Origin of the sequence: Mesorhizobium sp. M0408 (assembly GCF_040321495.1) — a bacterium.
In the GTDB taxonomy this organism is placed as follows: Bacteria; Pseudomonadota; Alphaproteobacteria; order Rhizobiales; family Rhizobiaceae; genus Mesorhizobium.
Genome location: NZ_JAMYRO010000018.1, coordinates 1 through 21,897 on the forward strand (window position 1 = coordinate 1; position 21,897 = coordinate 21,897).

18 protein-coding genes are annotated in these 21,897 nt (G+C 63.8%); 5 read left to right on the plus strand and 13 right to left on the minus strand.

The features are described from left to right. Nucleotides 1-1,318: MFS transporter (locus NKI67_RS20985; protein ID WP_352646605.1), on the minus strand; the 1,318-nt coding region annotated here is incomplete at its 3' end. Nucleotides 1,319-1,486: 168 nt separating this feature from the next. On the opposite strand from NKI67_RS20985, the gene NKI67_RS20990 reads away from it, so the two are divergent. Beyond that, nucleotides 1,487-2,119 carry a TMEM175 family protein gene (locus NKI67_RS20990; protein WP_352646607.1) on the plus strand — a complete coding sequence of 211 codons (633 nt, stop codon included), beginning with the start codon at nucleotides 1,487-1,489 and terminating at the stop codon, nucleotides 2,117-2,119. Between the two features lie 21 nt (nucleotides 2,120-2,140). On the opposite strand, the gene NKI67_RS20995 is transcribed toward NKI67_RS20990, so the two are convergent. The 9 genes from NKI67_RS20995 to NKI67_RS21035 form a co-directional block, all read right to left on the minus strand. Continuing rightward, the gene (locus NKI67_RS20995; RefSeq protein WP_352577123.1) at nucleotides 2,141-3,622 is read right to left on the minus strand and encodes a L,D-transpeptidase family protein; all 1,482 of its coding nucleotides are present in this window, start codon (nucleotides 3,620-3,622) and stop codon (nucleotides 2,141-2,143) included. Nucleotides 3,623-3,859: 237 nt separating this feature from the next. Continuing rightward, on the minus strand, nucleotides 3,860-4,225 hold the full coding sequence (locus NKI67_RS21000) for an MmcQ/YjbR family DNA-binding protein (RefSeq protein WP_352646609.1): 366 nt from the start codon (nucleotides 4,223-4,225) through the stop codon (nucleotides 3,860-3,862). A 145-nt stretch (nucleotides 4,226-4,370) separates the two neighbouring features. After that, nucleotides 4,371-6,977 carry an ATP-dependent chaperone ClpB gene (gene clpB, locus NKI67_RS21005; RefSeq protein ID WP_352646612.1) on the minus strand — a complete coding sequence of 869 codons (2,607 nt, stop codon included), beginning with the start codon at nucleotides 6,975-6,977 and terminating at the stop codon, nucleotides 4,371-4,373. A 238-nt stretch (nucleotides 6,978-7,215) separates the two neighbouring features. Then, the gene (locus NKI67_RS21010) at nucleotides 7,216-8,178 is read right to left on the minus strand and encodes a DUF4167 domain-containing protein (RefSeq protein ID WP_352570513.1); all 963 of its coding nucleotides are present in this window, start codon (nucleotides 8,176-8,178) and stop codon (nucleotides 7,216-7,218) included. Between the two features lie 331 nt (nucleotides 8,179-8,509). Next, a complete protein-coding gene (gene prmC, locus NKI67_RS21015) occupies nucleotides 8,510-9,388 on the minus strand; it encodes a peptide chain release factor N(5)-glutamine methyltransferase (RefSeq protein WP_352621700.1) in 879 nt (292 codons plus the stop codon). Continuing rightward, the gene (gene prfA / locus NKI67_RS21020) at nucleotides 9,381-10,460 is read right to left on the minus strand and encodes a peptide chain release factor 1 (protein ID WP_352633855.1); all 1,080 of its coding nucleotides are present in this window, start codon (nucleotides 10,458-10,460) and stop codon (nucleotides 9,381-9,383) included. The genes prmC and prfA overlap by 8 nt, the downstream gene beginning before the upstream one ends. Nucleotides 10,461-10,468: 8 nt before the next feature. Next, nucleotides 10,469-12,739: a phosphoenolpyruvate--protein phosphotransferase gene (gene ptsP / locus NKI67_RS21025; RefSeq protein ID WP_352621697.1), complete on the minus strand. Its 2,271-nt coding sequence runs from the start codon at nucleotides 12,737-12,739 to the stop codon at nucleotides 10,469-10,471. A 180-nt stretch (nucleotides 12,740-12,919) separates the two neighbouring features. After that, nucleotides 12,920-14,173, minus strand: coding sequence for an aspartate kinase (locus tag NKI67_RS21030; protein WP_352634310.1), 1,254 nt, complete (start codon nucleotides 14,171-14,173; stop codon nucleotides 12,920-12,922). A 198-nt stretch (nucleotides 14,174-14,371) separates the two neighbouring features. After that, nucleotides 14,372-14,941 (minus strand): putative glycolipid-binding domain-containing protein, encoded by a 570-nt coding sequence (locus NKI67_RS21035; protein ID WP_352577137.1) that lies wholly within the window; start codon nucleotides 14,939-14,941, stop codon nucleotides 14,372-14,374. 214 nt (nucleotides 14,942-15,155) lie between these two features. Here NKI67_RS21035 and ubiG point away from each other — a divergent pair, with 214 nt between their 5' ends. Continuing rightward, nucleotides 15,156-15,905, plus strand: a complete 750-nt coding sequence (ubiG, locus tag NKI67_RS21040) for a bifunctional 2-polyprenyl-6-hydroxyphenol methylase/3-demethylubiquinol 3-O-methyltransferase UbiG (protein WP_023675148.1) — start codon at nucleotides 15,156-15,158, stop codon at nucleotides 15,903-15,905. A gap of 19 nt (nucleotides 15,906-15,924) precedes the next feature. Here the strand turns inward: ubiG and NKI67_RS21045 are convergent, their stop codons facing one another. Further along, a complete protein-coding gene (locus NKI67_RS21045) occupies nucleotides 15,925-16,815 on the minus strand; it encodes a DMT family transporter (RefSeq protein ID WP_352503215.1) in 891 nt (296 codons plus the stop codon). Between the two features lie 101 nt (nucleotides 16,816-16,916). On the opposite strand from NKI67_RS21045, the gene NKI67_RS21050 reads away from it, so the two are divergent. After that, entirely contained in the window at nucleotides 16,917-17,402 is a 486-nt protein-coding gene (locus NKI67_RS21050; protein ID WP_352542481.1) for a MarR family winged helix-turn-helix transcriptional regulator, read from the plus strand. Between the two features lie 69 nt (nucleotides 17,403-17,471). Next, nucleotides 17,472-18,965, plus strand: coding sequence for an FAD-dependent monooxygenase (locus NKI67_RS21055; RefSeq protein WP_023675145.1), 1,494 nt, complete (start codon nucleotides 17,472-17,474; stop codon nucleotides 18,963-18,965). 62 nt (nucleotides 18,966-19,027) lie between these two features. Here NKI67_RS21055 and NKI67_RS21060 read toward each other — a convergent pair whose 3' ends face one another. Both NKI67_RS21060 and NKI67_RS21065 read right to left on the minus strand, forming a co-directional pair. Then, entirely contained in the window at nucleotides 19,028-19,681 is a 654-nt protein-coding gene (locus NKI67_RS21060) for a Vgb family protein (protein WP_352621693.1), read from the minus strand. 9 nt (nucleotides 19,682-19,690) lie between these two features. Next, nucleotides 19,691-20,911, minus strand: coding sequence for a winged helix-turn-helix domain-containing protein (locus NKI67_RS21065; protein ID WP_352621692.1), 1,221 nt, complete (start codon nucleotides 20,909-20,911; stop codon nucleotides 19,691-19,693). 180 nt (nucleotides 20,912-21,091) lie between these two features. Here NKI67_RS21065 and NKI67_RS21070 point away from each other — a divergent pair, with 180 nt between their 5' ends. Then, complete coding sequence (locus NKI67_RS21070; RefSeq protein WP_352621691.1) at nucleotides 21,092-21,874, plus strand: SDR family NAD(P)-dependent oxidoreductase; 783 nt, start codon at nucleotides 21,092-21,094, stop codon at nucleotides 21,872-21,874. The last annotated feature ends 23 nt before the right edge of the window (nucleotides 21,875-21,897 follow it).

Below are 21,897 nucleotides of genomic sequence, written 5' to 3' on the forward strand. Positions count from 1 at the left end.
CCCCCCCCCCACCCGCCCCCGCCCCAACCCGCCCCCCGTGGCGCGTGCGGGGTTGGTGCCGCCCGCCGCCCCCCCCCCAACCGTGCCCCCCCCCCGCCTTCGGCGCGGCGCTCGACAGCGGCGATACCACCAGCGCCATGCCGAACCCCATCAGAGCCATCAGCGGGAATACCCCGATCCAGAAATTGTGGATGCCCCAATAGGCCAGCAGGGCAAGTCCGGCAAAGGCAAGAGCCACAACCAGACTGCCGCTGGCGATCGGAAAGCGAGGCCCGATGCGGTCGGACCACTGGCCGACCGGTCCGGACAACACTGCGATCAATGCCGAAAGCGGCAGGAAGATGAAACCGACCTCGGCCGCGCTCAGCCCCCATCCGGCGATCATGAGCATCGGCAGATAGAACAGATTGGCCGACAGCGCGAAATAAAGGAAGAAGGTCGCCACATTGGCGCCCGCGAACGCGCCGATTCGAAACAACGACAGCTCGATCATCGGCTCGCGCCGCCGGCGCTCGAAGACGATGAACACGACGAGCAAAACCGCACCGGCGGCAATACTCGGGCCGGACATCAGCCCCTCCCCGTCGCCGCTCATCGAGGTCAGACCGTAAGCGAGAGCTCCGAACGCCAATATGGCGAGTGCAGCGCCGCCGAGATCGAGGCCGCGCTTTTCCGCCGGCGCGTCGGCAGGGACCTTGGCCAGCAGAAGATAGACCGAGATAAGGCCGAGCGGCAGATTGATGGCGAAGATCGCCCGCCAGATGCCGTCGCCGAACGCCGACAGCACGAAGCCGCCCAGCACCGGGCCGAGCGCCGTCGTCAGTGCTGATGCTGCGGCCCAGATGCCGATCGCCCGGCCGCGTTCCTTTTTCGGATAGGCTTTGGCGATAATGGCCAGGCTGCCCGGCACCATGATGGCCGCTCCGACACCCTGGATAGCCCGAAACGCAATAAGCACCGTCGGGTTAGGCGCCAGCGCGCAGGCAAGCGAGGCGGCAATGAACAGGACGATGCCGGCGACGAAGGAGTGGCGCAGGCCGAAGCGATCGCCGGCGGCGCCGCCGACGAGAATGAGGGCTGAGAGTGTCAATGCGTAGGCATTGGAAATCCATTGTGCCTCGGCGAGGCTGGCGCCGAGGTCGACGCGGATCGCCGGCGTCGCAATGGCCAGGACCGACCCGTCGATGAAGCCGAGCGCAGAAGCCAGGATCGCGGCGATCAGCACGAACCGCCGCTGCGCCTGCGGACAGAACGTATCGGCGGGAAGTGAGCCGGTCAGGGGAACGGCGCCGGTACCGACTTTGGTTGGCGTGTGCATGCCGCCTTACCTAGATCGCCGGCGCGCCGGCGACAACCGGCCAGCACGCTGTTCTCGTTGAAACCAGGCCCAACCTGGCCACACAGGCAGGATCACGCCGCTCAGGGTGCAAACGGCAAGTGCCGTGCTAAGCTTCTCGCAGCGCTACAGGCAAGGGGGAAATACCGCATGAAACGACCGCTCGAACCCTCGGCGGAAGGACGCGGGCGCGTCGTCGGCATCACCGACGGCGTGTTCGCCATCGCGCTCACCCTGATCGTTCTCGAGATCAGGGTGCCGGCGCATGAAACGGTGCATTCCGAACGCGAGTTGATCACAGCGATCACAGCACTGGCGCCGCGCTTCCTGACCTATGCGCTCAGCTTCCTGACGCTGACCATCTTCTGGTTCGGCCAGCAGGCGCAACACGGGCTGATTGCAAAATCCGACCGGCGGCTTGCCACGCTGAACCTCTGTGTCCTCGGCTTCATCGCCTTGCTGCCGTTCTCGACCGACCTTCTCGCCGACTTCCTCGAATTCAGGACTGCGGTGCTCGTGTACTGGTTCAATCTTTTGATGCTCGGACTGACGCTGCTCGCCAGTTGGCGCTACGCGGACAAAAACGGATTTCTGGCCGAAGGTGTCGACGCGGAGACCACCCGAACGGTCTATCTGCGCATCGTCAAGGCACAGATCCTGTGGGCCGTCGGCGCTGCACTCTGCCTGATCAGCCCGTTGCTCAGCGTCGGCTTCATCCTGGTGGTGCAGCTGATCTATGCCGCAGCGCTGCGCGCGCCACTGCTGCGCAAGGTCATCGGGTGATTCGGGCGAAGGCGTTGCGCTTTAGTCGACGAACTCCACGATAACGCCGGGCGTCACGATCTTGGCAAGCTCGCGCGCGTCCCAATTGGTCAGCCGCACGCAGCCATGGCTTTCGGTCTTGCCGATCTTGGACGGATCCGGCGTGCCGTGAATGCCGTAGGTCGGCTTGTCCAGCGCAATCCAGACCGAGCCGACCGGGCCGTTCGGCCCCGGCGGGATGGTCAGGATCCTGTCGTTTTCGCCCTGCTTGAAATTGATGTTCGGGTTGTAGGTGTAGTTCGGGTCCAATGCGACACGCGACACCGCATGCGTGCCGGACGGCGACGGCGTGTCGGACGAGCCGATAGTCGCCGGATAGGCTGCGACCAGCTTGCCCGCAGCATCATAGGCGCGGACCTGCTTATTGGACTTGTCGGCGATGATGCGCGCCACCGGCGTCGCCACCAGCCTGCCGAAATTGGCGACCTTGATGATGGTGCCCGGACGATTGAAATTGGCGTCCGGATTGAGCTTGTTCAGATAGGTTTCATCCATATGGAAGCGCTCGGCCAGCGCTTCGGGTACCGACGTGTAGCCCATCCGATCGAGCTGGGCCTTTTGGCTGTAGTCCTCCGGTATCGAGGCGACATAGGGGCCGGCCGCATCCTCGGGCGTGATCGTGTAGGAGGCGAAGGCATCGCCACCGGATTGCGCCAGGGCCGCCTGGATACCGACCGCGTCGGTCGATTTCAGATTGCTGCCGGTGATTTCGTTATAGGCGGCGAGTGCCTTGTCGACATTCGAGCCGAAGCGTCCGTCGATGACGCCGGGCGATGCACCGGCACGGTCGAGCAGCACCTGCAGTGCCGCCACGTCCTCGCGGGCGCCGAGCGCAAGCGACGGGTCGACCGCCGTCTTGCCGCCAGTGCTTGGCGGCGGGGCTGTGTCTGGCGGTAAGGCCGCCTGCTCGTTCGGCACCGTCGGCTCGACCGGCTCGATCGAGGCCTCGTTGAGCGGCTGGCGCTCGATGGTGCGCGGCTTTACCGGCTGCGCTGCCTCCGGATAACCGTTGCCGTAGCCGTCATCCCGTGGCGCTTCGGGGAAGGCTTCCACCGAATTGTCGCCATAGGGGTCGTACTCGTCAGCCGGCGGTATGATGACCCTGCCCTCGTCTTCCATCTGCCTGCGGCGGAACCGCGCCGTGTCCTCAGGGTCGTCGAGATAATAGGGGTCGTCCTCGACCGGTCCCAGGTTGCGCAAGCGCTCGCGGCGCAAGGCGCGGCGGTCGAGCCTGGTCTGCGGCGGCTGGATGGCGATGACCTTGCCGGTCTCCGCATCGACGATGACGCGGTTTCCCCTGGCATCGTAGTAGATATCGAGATTGCCGTTCTGGGCTACAAGAATGCCGCCGCCATTGGCGGCACGAACCACCCGTGGCGCGGTATCCACTATTGGCGAGGCCATCGCATTCGACGCCAGCAGCCCGGCAGCAAGCGCTGAAAGGGTGAAGATGGTGCGCAACATGATGGCCAAATTCTCCGGTCCGTAATTGCCGCCGCCGGCATTGTCTCTTCAAAGCGCCGCGCGTCTTTTCGACGCGCAAAGGACGCTCTAACGCTTTAAATCTCCGCATCGTGCTTTGCGAAAATCAAAACTCGATTTCGGGCCGATGTGGTAGGCGAACCCCTTCGCCAGCAAATCAGTTGCCAACGATAAGGTTCCAATATGAACCGGGCATGAAGATGGCGGATTTCTGACCGATTAACCGGCAGCGAGCCGCAATTCCTTGCGCGCCTGCTTCGTCAGCTTCAGCACGACAAGACGGTGGCTTTCGCGCAGGTAATCCTTCAGCGCGCCATCATCCATGCTTTCGCCGGTCTGGCGCTGGATCCATTTCATGCCGCGTGAGGCAAGATAGGGCGCGGGCCGAAGGCCCGGCTGCTCCCTCAGCACGTCATAGGCGATGTCGGAGCATTTGAAGGTAACGAACGGCTCCTTGCCCTCACTCCAGCCGCCGATCGCGAAGACCTTGCCGCCGACCTTCCAGACATGGGCGCCGCCCCACTGCACGACATGGATCGTCGAAGGCAGCGAGGCGCAGAAACTATTGTAGTCGTCCAACGTCATCTGCGCCCCACCAAGTTTCAGACCATGAACCGAAGGCCGGCGTAACAAAAGGGTATGCCGGTTTTTCGGAAAGGATCATGGTCGAGATTGAAGATAGGAATTCCATCCCGATTCGATCGGGATGGAACAGGCTCTTGGCTTGAGCTCAGGCGGCCGCTTCGGTTGCCACGACTGCCGGCTTCGAGCGGAAGTTCAAGCGGTCGGACCCAGCGGTGACCTTGACGGTCGAGCCGTCGAGGATCTCGCCGAGCAGGATCTTTTCCGCCAGCGGGTCCTGCAATTCCTTCTGCATCACCCGCTTCAGCGGCCGCGCGCCATAGGCCGGGTCGTAACCCTTGGCCGCTAGCCAGTCGATCGCCTCCTGATCGAGCGAAAGCGCGATCTTGCGGTCGACAAGCAGGTTTTCCAGGCGCTTGAGCTGGATCTCGACGATACGACCCATATCCTGCCGGCGCAGCCGGTGGAACAGGATTACCTCGTCGATGCGGTTGAGGAATTCCGGCCGGAACGAAGCCCTGACGACATTCATCACCTCGTCGCGCACGACGTCGACATCCTGGTCCTCGCCGAGATTGACCAGATATTCGCCGCCGAGGTTCGATGTCATGATGATCAGCGTGTTGCGGAAATCGACCGTGCGGCCCTGCCCATCGGTCAGCCGGCCGTCGTCGAGCACCTGCAGCAGCACGTTGAAGACATCAGGATGCGCCTTCTCGATCTCGTCGAACAGCACGACCTGATAGGGCCGGCGCCGCACCGCTTCGGTCAGCGCGCCGCCTTCCTCATAGCCGACATAGCCGGGAGGCGCGCCGATCAGCCGGGCGACCGAGTGCTTCTCCATGAACTCCGACATGTCGATACGCACCATGGCGCTCTCGTCGTCGAACAGGAAGCTGGCCAGCGCCTTGGTCAATTCGGTCTTGCCGACGCCCGTCGGTCCGAGGAACATGAACGAGCCGAGCGGCCGGTTCGGGTCCTGAAGGCCGGCGCGCGCACGGCGCACGGCTTTCGACACTGCCTGCACCGCCTCGCCCTGGCCGACGACGCGCTTGCCGATCTCGTCTTCCATGCGCAACAGCTTGTCGCGCTCGCCTTCCAGCATCTTGTCGACCGGGATCCCCGTCCAGCGCGAGACGATATGGGCGACATGATCGGGGCCGACCACTTCTTCGACCATGCCGGCCTTGCCATCCCTGGCTTCGGCCTGCTTCAGCTGCTTTTCGAGTTCCGGGATCTTGCCATAGGCAAGTTCGCCGGCGCGCTGGAATTCGCCCTTGCGCTGGGCAATGGCAAGTTCGTTGCGCGCCTCGTCGAGCTGCTTCTTGAGGTCGGCGGCAAGCCCGAGCTTCTGCTTCTCGGCCTGCCATTTCGAGGTCAGCTCGGTCGATTCCTCCTCCAGGTTCGAGAGTTCCTTCTCAAGCCGGGCGAGCCGGTCCTTCGAGGCATCGTCCTTCTCGACCTTCAGCGCCTCGCGCTCGATCTTGAGCTGCATGATGCGGCGATCGATCTCGTCCAGCGCCTCGGGCTTCGAATCGACCTGCATGCGGAGCCGCGACGCGGCCTCGTCGACGAGATCGATCGCCTTGTCCGGCAGGAAGCGGTCGGCGATGTAACGGTTTGACAGTGTAGCGGCCGCGACCAGCGCCGAATCCGAGATGCGCACCTTGTGGTGCTGCTCGTATTTCTCTTTCAGGCCGCGCAGGATCGAGACGGTGTCTTCGACCGTCGGCTCATTGACGAAGACCGGCTGGAAGCGGCGGGCAAGGGCCGCATCCTTCTCGACATGCTTGCGGTACTCGTCGAGCGTGGTGGCGCCGACGCAGTGCAGTTCGCCGCGGGCGAGCGCCGGCTTCAGCAGGTTCGACGCGTCCATGGCGCCATCCGCCTTGCCGGCACCGACAAGCGTGTGCATCTCGTCGATGAACAGAATGATGCCGCCGGCGGCAGACGTGACTTCGGAAAGCACCGCCTTCAGCCGCTCCTCGAACTCGCCGCGGTATTTGGCGCCGGCGATCAGCGACCCCATGTCGAGCGCCATCAGCTGCTTGTCCTTGAGCGATTCCGGCACATCGCCATTGACGATGCGCAGCGCCAGCCCTTCGGCGATCGCCGTCTTGCCGACGCCGGGTTCGCCGATCAGCACTGGGTTGTTCTTGGTGCGGCGCGACAGCACCTGGATGGTGCGGCGGATTTCGTCGTCGCGGCCGATGACCGGATCGAGCTTGCCCGCGCGGGCGTCCGCCGTCAGGTCGCGCGCGTATTTCTTCAGCGCGTCGTAGCCCTGCTCGGCGCTCGCCGAATCGGCAGTGCGACCTTTGCGTACGTCGTTGATGACCTGGTTCAGCGCCTGCGGCGTGACACCCGCCTTGGACAGGATGTCGGCGGTCTTGGCCGATTTTTCCATGGCCAGCGCCTGCAATAGCCGTTCGACGGTAACGAAGCTGTCACTGGCCTTCTTGGCCAGTTCCTCGGCGGTCGAAAACACCTTTGCCAGCGGCTGCGCCAGATAGAGCTGGCCATTGCCGCCCTCGACCTTGGGCATTGCCTCCAGTGCCGTTTCGACGCCGAGCTTGACGTCACGGACATTGCCGCCGGCGCGCTCGATCAGCGACGCAGCCAGGCCCTCGTCGTCATCGACAAGGACCTTGAGGATATGCTCGGGGGTGAATTGCTGGTGATTGCGGGAAAGCGCCATGGTTTGCGCGGACTGGATAAAGCCGCGCACGCGCTCGGAATATTTTTCAAGATTCATGCCTGTCTCCTTCCGTCACCGGCCCGCTTCGCGGCACCGGATCAGATTGCGGTGACGGACCCGCCCGTTCGAGCCGGATCCTGTTCACGCAAGATATGGGACGCAAACCACGGACCCTCAAGACGCCTCGACACTGGCGAATGCATAATATTCCGAGCGCGCAAAACAAAAACGGCGGAGATTTCTCTCCGCCGTCCAGGGTAAAGGATGCGCTAAGATCGGCTGAACGTTTTTCCGATCAATTCTCGACGTCTGCGATCACAGCTTGACCGCCGGGGCCTTCAGCCGGCGCTGCATCGACATTGCCAGCGTCGGTATTGCCAGTCTCGGCATTGCTTGTCTCGGCACTGCTTGTCTCGGCACTGTCACGGCCGGCGTTGTCGTTGCCGCCATTTGCCGGTTCGACATCGAGCCGCGGACGGCGCGGACGCCTGGGGCGGCGTGCCGGGCTGTTTTCGGCCGCGGCTTCGTTGAGCTCGGCCTGGGCGGCGAGACCCGCTGGCGAAAGGTTTTCGAATTGCGGTGCGGGCTCGCTCACAAAGACCGGCTCAGCGGCCGGCACGGGCTCCGCCTGCGCCGGCGTCTCGTCGCGCCGTGGCTGTTCGACGCGCTGTCCACCCTGCTGCTCGCCGCGCGCGCCATACTCGCCGCGCTGGCCGTTCTGGCCGTAACCGCCATTGGGGCGACGGTCGCGGTGGCGTCCGCCATTGTTGTCGCGTCCGTCACGGTTATCGCGGCCGCCCCGATTGTCGCGGCTGTTTTCCTGGTTCAGCGCCAGCTCGGCCGGCGTGCCATCGATGACCGGCTGCGGGCCGGCCCCGTGATTGACCGCCGAACCCGACGTCTCGTTGGCATTGTTGTTGCCGGCATTGTCGAACTCGTCGCGATCCTCGTCGCCGTCATCGTCGAAATCGTCGCGATTCTGCTGGGCGTTCTGGATCGGCATCTGCGCCTGAGCGGCTGCGATGATGCGGTTATAGTGCTCTGCATGCTGGAGATAGTTTTCCGCCATCACCCGGTCGCCGGAGCTTTGCGCGTCACGGGCAAGGGTTGCGTACTTCTCGGCAATCTGCTGAGCCGATCCGCGGATCTTCACGTCCGGGCCGTTGCTCTCATAGTTACGCGTCAGGGGATTCGGCCCCTTACGATTGTTGTTGTTATTGTTGTTGCCGCCGCCGCCACTGTTGTTGCGACCGCGCATGCGCCTGTTTTGCTGTTGTGGCCTCATTAGACTCTCTTCACTTTGAAATTTTCGAAAAACTCTTCACGAACGGAGGCGCTCATACGGCCAGCCGTTTCGTTCCTTCACCGGCGTTCGCCCGCATCAATTGCGTTGGCGCCACGTGCCATCCTGTTCCGGTTACTTCACTTGCCGGACGATTCCCGCACGAAGCTTGGGCGTCGTTTGCGCAAGAAGGCAGCTATTTCCAAGGAAAACCGAATCGCTAAGAGCACTGCCTGCTTCGTCTCATCCGGTTAACGCGACCCTAGCCGCATTCCCCGGTATTGCCAAGCGCTTTTTTCGCACTGCATCACGGCTTCCACCGTTCGAACACAAGAACTCTGTCGTTTCCGCCGAGATCACGAAACACCCCGACCGAACGGTACCCGGCCGCGGAGAATATCTCCGTAACCTGTTGGTGCTGCGTATGGCCGATCTCGACCGCAATCCTGCCTTGGAGTTCCAAATACGCTGCCGCTCCCGCGGCGATCTTCCTGTAGGGGCTCAGACCGTCCACGCCGCCATCGAGGGCCTGGCGTGGATCGAAACCGCGGACCTCGTCCTGCAGATTTCCAATGTCGTCTGAGGGTATATAGGGAGGGTTTGCGACAATTACATGGTACAGGCCAGAAACTTTTTCAAACCAGTCGGATTTGACCGGCGTGAACCGGCCGACGAGCCCCAATTCCCCGGCATTACGCATGGCTGTGGCCAGCGCCTCCTGCGAAATGTCAACGCCGGTGGCGGTCGCGGCCGGAACGGCGCTGAGCAGCGCCAGCGCGATGGCACCGGTACCGGTCCCTAGATCGAGGATGCGGCAGCCGCCCTCGCGTGCCGCCATTGCCTTGACGAAGGGCAGTATAGCCTCGACCAGCGTTTCGGTATCCGGCCGCGGCTCCAGCGTTTGCGGCGAAAGCGAAAGGCGCAAGCCGTAGAATTCGCGGTAGCCAAGGATCCGGTGTACCGGCTCGCCGGCGATGCGCCGCCGCAAGGCGGCTTCGATTACCGCCGTCACGTCCGTATCGACAGCGCGCCCGGGATCGGCGATGGCCTGCGTGCGACTGGTGCCGGAAAAATGCTCGACGATCAGCCTGGCATCGAGCGCCGGATCCGCGATCCCGGCTGCGGCGAGCCGGTTTCGCGCCTCCCGCAGCAGCGGCGCCAGCGTGGCGGGCAGGCTGTCAGCCATCGATGCCGATATCGGCGAGCAGCTTCGACTGGTGATCGGCTATCAGCGCGTCGATGATCTCGTCGAGTTCGCCCATCATCACCCGGTCGAGCTTATAGAGCGTCAGGTTGATACGATGATCGGTGACGCGACCCTGCGGAAAATTATAGGTGCGGATGCGTTCCGAGCGGTCGCCCGAGCCGACCTGCGACTTGCGCGATTCGGAACGTTCCTCGTCCGCCTTGCTGCGCTCGAGGTCGTAGAGCCTGGCGCGCAGGATCTGCATGGCCTTCGCCCGGTTCTGGTGCTGCGACTTTTCCGCCTGCACCACCATGATGCCGGTCGGCAGATGGGTGATGCGCACGGCCGAATCGGTGGTGTTGACGTGCTGGCCGCCGGAACCCGAGGCGCGCATCGTGTCGATGCGGATGTCTTCGGCCCTGATGTCGATGTCGACCTCTTCGGCTTCCGGCAGCACCGCGACCGTCGCCGCCGAGGTATGAATGCGTCCGCCCGCCTCGGTCGTCGGCACGCGCTGCACCCGGTGCACGCCGGATTCGAACTTCAGATGGGCAAAGACGCCCTTGCCCGAAACGGTGGCGATGATTTCCTTGTAGCCGCCGACCTCACCCTCGCTGGCCGACACCGTCTCGAAACGCCAGCCATGCGCCGCGGCATAGCGCTCGTACATGCGAAACAGGTCGCCGGCGAAAAGCGCCGCCTCGTCGCCGCCGGTGCCGGCGCGGATCTCGAGGATGGCGTTCTTGTCGTCGGCGGCATCCTTGGGCAACAGCAGGATCTGGATGTCCTTCTGCAGCGCCTCGATGCGATGCTTGACCTCCGGCAGGTCGGCCTCGGCCAAGGCGCGCATCTCGGCGTCGGTGCCCTTGTCGGCGAGCATCGCCTCCAGATCGGCCTGTTCGCGCTCGGCGGCGCGCAGCGCCCTGATCTTTGCCACCATCTCCTGGATGTCGGCATATTCGGAGGCCATCCTGACATAGGCGTCCGGCGCTGGCCCGGCCGACATCTGCGCTTCGAGCATGTCGAAACGCTTGACGACTTGATCCATACGGTCGCGGGGCAGGTTGATCATGGCGAAGTCTATAGCGGTATCGAGCGGTCATCGGCAAAGGCTTGCAGCAGCGCCCGCATCGGCAGGCCATGCGCCGGCGCCATCAGATTGTCGTCGAAGAACGCTTCCAGTTCGCTGAGCGGCAGTTCCGTCAGCATCGCCTTGACCGGGCCGATCGATGCCGGCGACATCGAGATCGAGCGATAGCCAAGGCCGATCAGCGCCATCGCCGAGATCGGCTTGCCGGCAAGTTCGCCGCACAGGGTCACCGGCGTCTGGTTGCGAGCCCCGGCATCGGCAATTTGCTTCAAAACACGCAGGAACGGCGTCGACAGCGGGTCGAAGCGGTCGGACAATTGGGTATTGCCACGGTCCACCGCCATGACGAACTGGAACAGGTCGTTCGAGCCGACCGAGACGAAATCGACCGCCTTCATCAACTCGTCGAGCTGGAACAGCAGCGACGGCACCTCCAGCATCGCCCCCACCTTAAGGCTGGTCGGCAAATGATGGGCAAAGCGCGACAAATGCCGGACCTCGCGATCGATGATCTCGCGCGCCTGCACGATCTCACCGAGTTCCGTCACCATTGGCAGCATCAGCTTCAGTTCGCGCCCGCCGCACGCCTTGAGCAGCGCGCGGATCTGGGTGCGCAGCAGGCCAGGCCGGTCGAGCGTCAGGCGGATGGCGCGCCAGCCGAGCGCCGGGTTCTCCTCCTGGATCGAGCCCTTGAAATAGGGCAGCACCTTGTCGCCGCCAATATCGATGGTGCGGAACGTCACCGGCTTGTCGCGCGCCGCCTCGAGCACGTCACGGTACAAGCGCTCCTGGGCTTCCGCGCGCGGAAAGGTCGAGGCGACCATGAATTGCAGCTCGGTGCGGAACAGGCCGATGCCGGCCGCGCCCGCTTCGGCCAGTTGCGGCAGGTCGACCGCCAGCCCGGCATTCATCAGAAGGTCGACCTGGACACCGTCCTTGGTCACCGACGGCTTCTTGCGCAGCTCGCGGTAGACCTCCTGCCGCCGCGCCCGGAAACGCACTTTCTCGGCATAGGCCGCCTCGAGGTCGGGCTGCGGGCGCAGATGGATCGCGCCTTCCTCGCCGTCGACGATGATGGCATCGCCGTTTTCCGCCATGGAAACGGCGCCCTTCATCTGGCCGGCGACCGGTATGCCCATGGCCCGCGCCACGATGACGACATGGCTGGTCGCGGCGCCGTCCTCCAGCACCAGCCCGCGCAGCTTGTCCCTGGGATAATCGAGCAGCTCCGCAGCACCCATGGAGCGGGCGACGATGATGGCGTCCTTGGGCAGCGAGGCCGCGACGTCCTCCGGTCCGCGCCCCATCAGCTGCCGCAGCAGCCGATTGGCGAGATCGTCGAAATCGCTCATCCGTTCGCGCAGATACGGATCGGTCATGTGCAGCATGCGGGCACGCATGTCGCTCTGCACCTTTTCGACCGCCGCTTCGGCCGTCAGGCCGTTGCGGATCGCCTCCTCGAGCCGGCGCACCCAGCCGCGGTCGTTGGCGAACATGCGATAGGCTTCGAGCACCTGGCGATGCTCGCCCTCGAAGGCGACGTCGCGGCGCTCCAGCATGTCGTCGATGGAGAGCCTGAGCGAGCCGAGCGACGCGTCGAGCCGCCTGACCTCTTCCTCGCTGTCCTCGTTGAAAAGATTGGTGACGACGATGCGCGGCTCGTGCAGCACCACATGGCCGAGCCCGACGCCTTCGTTGAAGGACAGGCCGGTAAAGCTTACCGGGCGGCGCAGATCGAGCTCTAGGCCGGGCCTTGTCAGCCGCTCCAGATCGCCGGTGGCGATCATCTCGGCGATCACCATCGCCGTCGTTTCCAGCGCCTCGACCTCGTCGTCGCGATAATGGCGCATGGTCTTGTTCTGCACGACCAGGACGCCGAGTGTCCGCCCTGCCCGCAGCACCGGCACGCCGAGGAAGGAATTGTATATCTCTTCCCCTGTCTCCGGCAGGTAGGCGAAGGCAGGATGCTCCTGTGCGTTGGAGAGGTTGAGCGGCCGCGCCGAGGCCGCGATCGTGCCGACCAGGCCTTGCCCCAGCCTGAGCTGCGCCAGGTGGACGGCGTTCGGGTTCAGGCCTTCGGTGGCGTAGAGTTCGAGCACCGAATCGGCGCGCAGCACATAGAGCGAGCAAACCTCGGCAACCATGTTGGAGGCGATGTCGCGCACGATTCGGTCAAGCCGCTCCTGCGGCTCCAGCGGCTCTTGCATGAGCTCGCGGAGCCGTTTCAGCAAAACGCGCGGGCCACTGGCCGAATCACGCATCGCGGCTTCTTCTCCAATAGCGTTTCAACCGGTGCAGGTTGCCCTGCACAGCGGCACAAACGCAACAACTCAATTAGAGCGCCATCGTCCAATTGGACGCATAAAGACCGCTCCAAGATTTTCGATCCGCTGCATCCTGCCTTCCGAAAATCGATTCCGATTTCGGGCCGATGCAGTCCGCTACTGCTTATCCAGACCGTACACGGAATGCAAAGTGCGAACTGCTAGTTCCGTATAGGGACCGTCGATCAGGATCGAAATCTTGATTTCGGACGTCGTGATGGCGCGGATGTTGATCGCGCGGTCGGCAAGCGCCTTGAAGGCGGTAGCGGCGACGCCGGCATGGCTGCGCATGCCGATGCCGATGACCGAGACCTTCGACATGCCGGCTTCCGACTGCACCACGTCGTAGCCGATCGTCGCCTTCAGCCGCTCGAGCACGGCGAGCGCCTTGTCGACGTCGCCGGATGGCACGGTGAAGGTCATGTCAGTGAACTTGCCGTCCTCGGAGATATTCTGGACGATCATGTCGACATTGATGTTGGCCTCGGCCAGCGGCCCGAAAATGCCGGCGGCGACGCCCGGCCGATCGCCGACGCGGCGCAACGAAATCTGCGCCTCGTCCTTGGCGTAGGCAATTCCGGTGACGACCTGCTGTTCCACGATCTCTTCCTCGTCGCAAATAAGCGTTCCCGGCGGATTAAGCAAATCCCCCATTCCTGGTGCGTCGGGATCGTCGAAGGACGACCGCACGAAAGTACGCACCCTGTGCACCATGGCAAGCTCGACCGAGCGCACCTGCAGGACCTTGGCGCCGAGCGAGGCCATTTCGAGCATTTCCTCGAACGAAATCTTGGCCAGCCGCCGCGCCTTCGGCTCGATGCGCGGATCGGTCGTATAGACCCCGTCGACGTCGGTGTAGATATCGCAGCGGTCGGCCTTGACCGCTGCCGCGATGGCGACTGCGCTGGTATCGGAGCCGCCACGACCGAGTGTCGCGATCCGATTGTCCGGCCCGATGCCCTGGAAACCGGCAACCACCGCCACCTGGCCTTCGCCGAAGCGCTTGATCAAGAACGCGCCGTCGATGTCGAGAATGCGCGCCGCGCCATGCGCGTTGTCGGTCTTGATCGGGATCTGCCAGCCTTGCCAGGAGCGGGCATGCACGCCGATATTCTGCAGCGCGATCGCCAGCAAGCCGGCAGTGACCTGCTCGCCGGAGGCGACCACGGCGTCATATTCACGCGCATCGTGCATCGGCGAGGCCTCGCGCGTCCATTGCACGAGCTCGTTGGTCTTGCCGGCCATCGCCGAGACCACGACGGCGACCTCATGGCCGGCGTCGACCTCGCGTTTGACATGACGCGCCACATTGCGGATGCGGACGATGTCGGCGACGGACGTTCCGCCGAATTTCATCACGATGCGCGCCATAGAAGCGAAATGCCTTTGACTGGATGCCGGACCGAAGGCCGAAAAGCGGAAAAATGCGCCAAGCTGTGGCCGGGCGCTCAATGCGCGGCCTCCTTAGCCAAATGATCGCGGTTTCGCAAGGCATGCCGCCGCTGCCGGCCAGGCGACACACGAGCACAGCGTCACGCCTGCACTGCCTCTTGGCAAATGCCGCTCGCTTCAGCCCAGCTGTGCCGTGGCTCTCCACAGGCGCGGATAATCGAGGACGAAACCGAGCGGCGAGACCTCCAGTGTCTCGTGGTAGCCGAACATCGGGGCGGCATAGGCGTAATGTGCAGCATCGACGCGCTGATAGGTTTGCTCGAGGCGAACGAGCCTGAGTTCGGGAAATGTCAGATAGGCTGCCGGCGCGGGCGTCGCCGTACCGACATCGAGGGCAAAACGGCGAAGCGCCAAAAGGTTTGTGGCGGGCGTGAAGCCGAGATCGACATCGATGAGACCGTCGACTTCCGCTTGATGCTCGCCGTTCAGCGTCCATTGGCGCTCGGTCAGCCGGTCGATCCTGTAATGCAGCTCTTGCGTGCCGAGAAAGCCGTCGGCGCGCGCCGATCGTGTATGCCAATCGGCGTCGCAGTCCGCCTCGTAGGCGATGCTGCACGGCTCGCCGTCCTGGACGAAAAGCGCCTGTCCCCTGAGGTTCCACCCGGAACTCGCTTCCGACAGAAGGCAAGCGTCGTGGCCTTCCTGGTCAAGCCGGCGCCAAAGAATGGAAGCAACCGTTCGCATCATTGCGCACTCCTCCGAACCCGATGTCTCTGCTTCGTCCGCCAAAGCCTAGGCGTTTCCTTCCGGCACACCATCAACTGACACGTGCTGACACAAATGCAGCCGGCAAAAGGCCGCGCCGGAAGGCATCGCGCGCATCGCACCGCCGGCGGTGAATTTCGCGCCTTGACATTCGCAGCCTCGCGCCCGACTTCCTAGCGTCCGAGGAGACCACGCCATGCCAGAGCCCCGACGATCGACGATCGATGCCGGAGAGGTGGAACGCTTTTCCGCCCTTGCTGCCGAATGGTGGAACCCGAACGGCAAGTTCCGCCCGTTGCACAAGTTCAACCCGATCCGGCTTGCCTATATCCGCGACCAGGTGGCGGCCCGCTTCGGCCGCGATCCGCGTGCGGCACGGCCATTCGAAGGCCTGCGCTTCCTTGACATCGGCTGCGGCGGCGGGCTTTTGTGCGAGCCGATGGCGCGGCTTGGCGCCGAAGTGGTCGGCGCCGATGCCTCCGCCACCAACATCGAAGTGGCCAAGCTGCATGCGGCGGAAGTCGGCGTGAGCGTGGATTATCGCGCCACGACCGCGGAAGACCTTGCCGATGCCGGCGAAAAATTCGACGTCATCCTCAACATGGAAGTGGTCGAGCATGTCGCCAATGTCGATCTGTTCCTGGCCAAATGCGGCGAGATGGTCAAGCCTGGCGGCATCATGTTCGTCGCCACCATCAACCGCACGCTGAAGGCCCTGGGCCTGGCCATCATCGGCGCCGAATATGTGCTGCGTTGGCTGCCACGCGGCACCCACCAGTTCGGCAAGCTGGTGCGCCCCGAGGAACTGGAAAAGGCGCTTGCCGGCGCCGGCCTGACCGTCATCGACCGCACCGGCGTCACCTACAACCCGCTCGCCGACCGCTGGCAGCGCTCGAAGGACATGGACGTCAACTACATGGTGCTGGCGGAGAAGGCATCCGTTTGAAGCTTACGCCTTCTGGCCCCTATGGCCTCTGGCTTTGCGCCTTGGTGGTGATGAACACGCCGGCGGTGATGATGACGGCACCGGCCCAGGTCAGCAGTTGATAGCGCTCGCCGAGGAAGAGGGTCCCGGCAAACAGCCCGACCGCCGCCGCGACGTAGCCGATCTGGCTGAGATAGACCGGGCCGCCGACCGCTTGCAGGCGGAAGAAGAAGGCGAACATCGCCGAGGCTGATGCCACCTGTGCCGCAGCGACCAGCGGCACGCCGCCGAGCGAGCCGAATGCATTGCCGCCAAGCAGGACCAGAATGCCGGCAAACAGCATCAAGGCTGCTGCCAGATGGCTGCCGACGGCGAGCTCGATCGGGCCGGTGCCTTCGGGCCAGTCGACGGTACGGTAAATGTTGCCGGCGGCGAGGCTGACCGGGATGAGCAGGCCCATCGCAACCCAGAAAAATTCGGCCGGCTGGCCCGCTTCGCCGCGCGTCACCGCCACCATGACTGCGCCGACGAAACCGACGACTATGCCGACGATGCCCAGCATGGTCGGGCGCCTGACGCCGAGCAGCATCGAGAACACCAGCGTGACGACCGGCGACAGCGTGAACATGATGCCGCTGTAGCCGGCGCCCAGATGCGGAATGGCTGAAAACATCAGCAGATTGGGGATTGCATATGAGACGGCCGCGGTGACGAAGAAATAGCGCAGCCTGTGCGGCGTAAGCCGCATGCGCTTCCCGTTGAGCAGCAATGCGCACAAAAGCACGCCGCCGGCACCAAGCGAGATGACGAAGGCCCAGACCATGGCGGCCACGCCGGCCGCCGTCGCGATCTTGCCGAACGGCAGCGTCAGGCCGAGCAGTCCACCGGTGACAACCAGAAGGCCAAGCGCCGAGTCCCAGAGAAATTTCATCGCACCGTCCCGTCGCCCGTTCGCGGCACTTGGCCAATATCGCAAGCTGAGGTAAGATAAGCTAAAGATTCTTCACGTCAAGATACATAACGGTGAGAGACATGGATCGCGCAGCAAAAGCGATCGGGCAATGGAAAAAGGAACGGCCGGATCTCGATGTCTCGCCGATGGCCGTGCTCGGACGGTTGAACGAGGCCGCCTCGCTGATCGCACGAGAGCGGCTGGCGCCGCTGTTTGCAAGTTACGGGCTGCAATCCGGAGAATTCGATGTGCTGGCAACGCTGCGTCGTTCCGGGCCGCCATACGCGCTGACGCCGACGGCTCTCTACGAGGCGACGATGGTGACGTCGGGCGCGATGACCAACCGCCTCGACCGGCTCGAGAAATCCGGCCTGATCAAGCGCGGGCCGCACCCCGACGATCGCCGCGGCATTGTCGTGCAGCTGACTAAAAAGGGTCTGGCGTTGATCGACGAGGCGGTTACCGCTCACGTCGCCAACGAGCACCAGATACTTTCCGGCCTGATACGCCCGGAGCAGATCATGCTCGCTCGCCTGCTCGAAAAATTGATAGCGAGCCTGAACTAACCCAAACGGCAACCACTGGGACTCTGCGATCATTGCATTGGGAGTCGTAACTGCCAGAGGAGTTTGCCGATGACAGAACATGCAGTCGTGATTGCCGGAGGAGGTCCGACGGGCCTAACCCTGGCAGGCGAGTTGGCGTTGGCAGGCATCGACGTAGCCATTGTCGAACGCCGCCCGAACCAAGAGCTTGCCGGTTCGCGTGCTGGAGGTCTGAGTTCACGCACTCTCGAAGTTTTCGATCAGCGCGGCATCGCGGACCGGTTCCTCGCCGAAGGACAAATAGCCCAAGTCACGGGATTCGCGGCGATGCGTTTAGACATCAGCGATTTTCCGACCCGCCACAACTACGGGCTGGCGCTGAGACAGAAACACATTGAGCGCATTCTCGCTGGATGGGTCAGCGAGCTGGCAGTGCCGATCTATCGCGCCCGTGAATTAACGTGTTTCGTGCAGGACGACGCCGGCGTCACCATCGAACTGTCCGATGGTGCGTCGCTGCGGGCAAGCTATCTCGTCGGGTGTGATGGAGGCCGCAGTCTGGTCCGCAAAGCTGCTGGCATTGAGTTTCGAGGATGGGATGCGACGACCAGCAGCATCCTCGCCGAGGCCGAGATGGCGGAGGAGCCGCCACTGGGCATTCATCGCACCGCACTTGGCATCCATGCCTTCGGCAGGGAAGAGTACGAAATTCGTGACGGCAAGGTCGTCTTTGCCGATAAAGGTCCCATAGGCGTCATGGTCACTGAAAAGAATGTCGGCGCCACGACCGAGCCCACGCTGCGCGATCTCCGCGAAGCGCTCGTCGCCGCATGCGGAACAGATTACGGAATCCATAGCCCAACCTGGATTTCCAGGTTCACGGACATGTCGCGGCAGGCGGCGGCTTACCGCAAGGGCCGGGTTCTCCTAGCGGGCGATGCCGCCCATGTGCATTCCCCGGTGGGCGGACAAGGCCTCAATATCGGTGTGCAGGATGCGGTGAACCTCGGTTGGAAGTTGGCCCAAGTGGTGAAAGGAACATCGCCTGAACGCTTGCTCGACACTTATCACATCGAGCGGCATCCGGTTGCGGCCCGCGTGTTGCGTACGACAATGGCACAGGTCGCATTGCAACGTACTGATGATCGCACTGAAGCCTTGCGTGAAATCGTATCAGAGCTCCTTGGGATGGAGGAGCCTCGCAAACGGATCGCTGCCGAGATGTCCGGACTTGGTATCCATTACGACCTCGGCCAGGGGCATCCGCTGGTCGGCCGCCGCATTCCTGACCTCGACCTGGCCACGCCTGATGGTCCCATGCGCGTATTTGCGCTCCTCCAAAAAGCGCGGCCAGTGCTCTTGAATCTCGACGCGCCGGGCAGCCTCGACATCAAGCCGTGGTCAGACCGCATTAAGTTGGTTTACGCCAAATGGGACGATCCATGGGAGTTGCCTGCGCTAGGTTTGGTCTCCGCTCCAACCGCAGTTTTAATCCGACCCGATGGATATGTTGCTTGGGTAGGCGACAGGACGCAGGATGGTCTTCAAGACGCGATGAACACCTGGTTCGGACCACCGGGCTAAAAACCGCAAAAACCAGTTAGCTCGAATGGTCCCGAAATCAAACGGCTACGGAGGGCAAAAACTCAGATTCTGGTCGCAGAGCCTCGTTTGGGCCGGCGAACAGCTCTGATCTTGCCGCTGTTTCCGCCGCCACAGAAAAACTGGTCACCGCCATCGGATTCGAGCCCCGACACGCCTGTTCCCGGCGGCATATCGAGCTTCTCAAGGACCTTTCCCGTTTCAGGATCGATCCGTCTGACATCGCTCTCCTCGCCCTCCCAGGTGCCATGCCACAGCTCGCCGTCGACCCAGCTGACCCCGGTTACGACGCGGTTGGAAACGATGGTGCGAAGGATTGCCCCTGTCTCGGGATCGACCTGATGAATCTTTCGGCCCCGATGCTGCCCGACCCAGAGCGTTCCTTCGGCCCAGGCGAGCCCGGAATCACCGCCATTGCCAGGCGCCGGGATCGACGCCAGCACCCGGCCATTCCTCGGATCGATCTTCTGGATGCGATCCTCGGCGATCTGATAGAGGTGATGGCCGTCGAAGGCCGTTCCGGCGTGTGCCGCGACGTCGATCGAGCGCACCACTTTGCCGCTCGCCGGATCGAAGGCGTTCAATCTGTCGCCTGAGGCAAACCAGACATGCTCACCGTCGAAGGTAACGCCGTCCACGTGGTCGACACCCGGAAAGGGTCCATATTCTCGAAGGATTTCGGCTGCGGATCGTTCCATGATTCCATCCTAGTAGCCCGGCAGTGGGCCGGGGAGTAACAAGATTGTCGGGAAACCCGTCAGCGGCGGGGTCATCCAGCGACGCGCCCGTCCGCGGCCGAACGACTGCACCTTGCCGGCCTGGGCGAGCTGCTCGAGCGCTCGCTGCACGGTACGCGAACTGGCTCCAAGCGCAATCGACAGGGCCGAACTCGACCAAGACTCGCCGTCGGCGAGGAAGGCGAGCACGGCGGCATGCTCTTCTTCGACGGGTGGCGCCAGCACGACGACCTCACCTGCGCGGCGCGGGGCCAGCGCAAAGCCCCGCTTCGTCGCGCTCACATCCGCCAAGCTCCGAAGCTCCGCGCGAAGCCGCCCGACTTCGACCCGTAACCGTGCGCGATGTGATTCGTCCGCGTCCTTTCCGCGGAAAGCGCGCGCAATGAGCGTCGATCTTGCCACGTCCCCCGGCCAGGCTTCGGCCAGCGCGCGGGCCAGCGCGAACAGCACCGGGCGGGTCGCCAGCGAGACGACCGTGTCTGCGACCCGCACGACATTGCGGCATGCATCCACCACGAGCGCCCCCGACGCCAGGAGCGCTTCGACTTCGTCGAGCAGGAGGGGCCGTTCCCCGCCACGCGCGACAAGGCGTGCGGCCGGCGTGTCCAGCACCAGCGATGCGCTCTCCACCTCCGCGATCAGCGCGGGGATGCCGGACGCGCGCGCCGCCCGCGCCGCCAGGCCAAGCGCGGCGCGCGCAGGGCCGGTCCGCAAGCGGCGGATGGCGATGCCGGCGACAGCCAGCTCGTGGGCGGCCCGCGATGCCGGCGGCAGCGGCGAGGGATCGAAGCCGTCCAGCCTGCGCTCGGCTTCGTCGAGATGGCCGATCAGCAGCAAGCGCCGAACGTCGAGGTTGCGCGCATGCGCGGCGTTGACGCGGTCGCCATGCTTTTCAAGCGTCGCCCGTGCGGCGTCGAGTGCCTTGGCCGGCCAGGTAAGGTCGCGCGAGACGAGCGCGATCTCGGCCTCGGCGACGATACACCGCGCGCGGGCCACGGCCTCCCTCGGGCTGAATGCGCGCGCCGCCCTCTTGAGAAGAACCTTCGCCCGAACCAGGTCGCCAAGCTGCGCCATTGCGATACCGCGCAACGCCAGTGCCGGCGCATCGTCGCGCAGCGCAACCCGTTTCAAAGCGCCGAGCGGATCGCCCGCCGCAAGCGCATGCGCCGCGGCCGTGATCAGCGAGTCCATCGGAATCCCGTCACACTTGTCACTCCCATGGCTTCGACATCCGGCGCTAAGTCCATCTCACCAACCAGTCGTATCGACAACGGCGACTGTAGCCAACCTGAGTTGCGGCGCGCCAACCTTGAGTCGCGGCTAGACCGTGCACTGGGCTCGAACACAACGATAAGCATTAGGAGAGACGCAATGAAGATCGAAGGTACAACCATCCTGGTGACTGGCGCCAATCGGGGCATCGGTCGGGCACTGGTCGAGGAAGCCCTGAGCAGAGGCGTAAAGCGCGTCTATGCCGCAACCCGCCAACCGATGGCTCATCCGGACCGGCGTGTGACGTCCCTGACCATGGATGTGACCAACGCTGCGCAGATCCGGGAGGCCGTCGAGAAGATCGATGCTCTCGATATCCTCATCAACAACGCCGGCGTATCGCCCATCGATGACCTCAGCGACCGTCGTGTGCTCGAACAACAGCTGGCCGTAAACCTCTTCGGCTCGTACGACGTTACCCAGGCTCTGCTGCCGTTGCTGGCCCGGTCGCGGGGAGCCATCGTCAACATTCTGTCGCTGGCCTCGATTGCCGCCGTGCCGTTCAGTCCGGCTTACTCCATCTCGAAGGCGGCCTCGTTCTCGCTGTCGCAGTCGTTGCGCACCCTTTTGGCCGGACGGGGTGTCAGCGTCCACAGGGTCCTTCCCGGCCCGGTGGACACGGACATGACACGGGGCCTGGACATCGCGAAAGCCTCTCCGGAGTCTGTCGCGCGGGCGATCCTGGACGGAGTGGAGAACGGCGAAGAGGAAATCTTCCCCGATCCCATGTCGGAATCCCTGGCGGAGGGCTGGCGCAGCAGTGCAGTCAAGGCGCTTGAACGCCAGTTTGCAGCCTATGCGGAAGCAACTCCGTCAAGTGGTGGGCATGAAAGAAGCAGCGAAACGATTGCCCGCGAGCCCCATCCTTGCTGCTCGGCCTGAAATTGCGGACGCTTGTGCAGGGG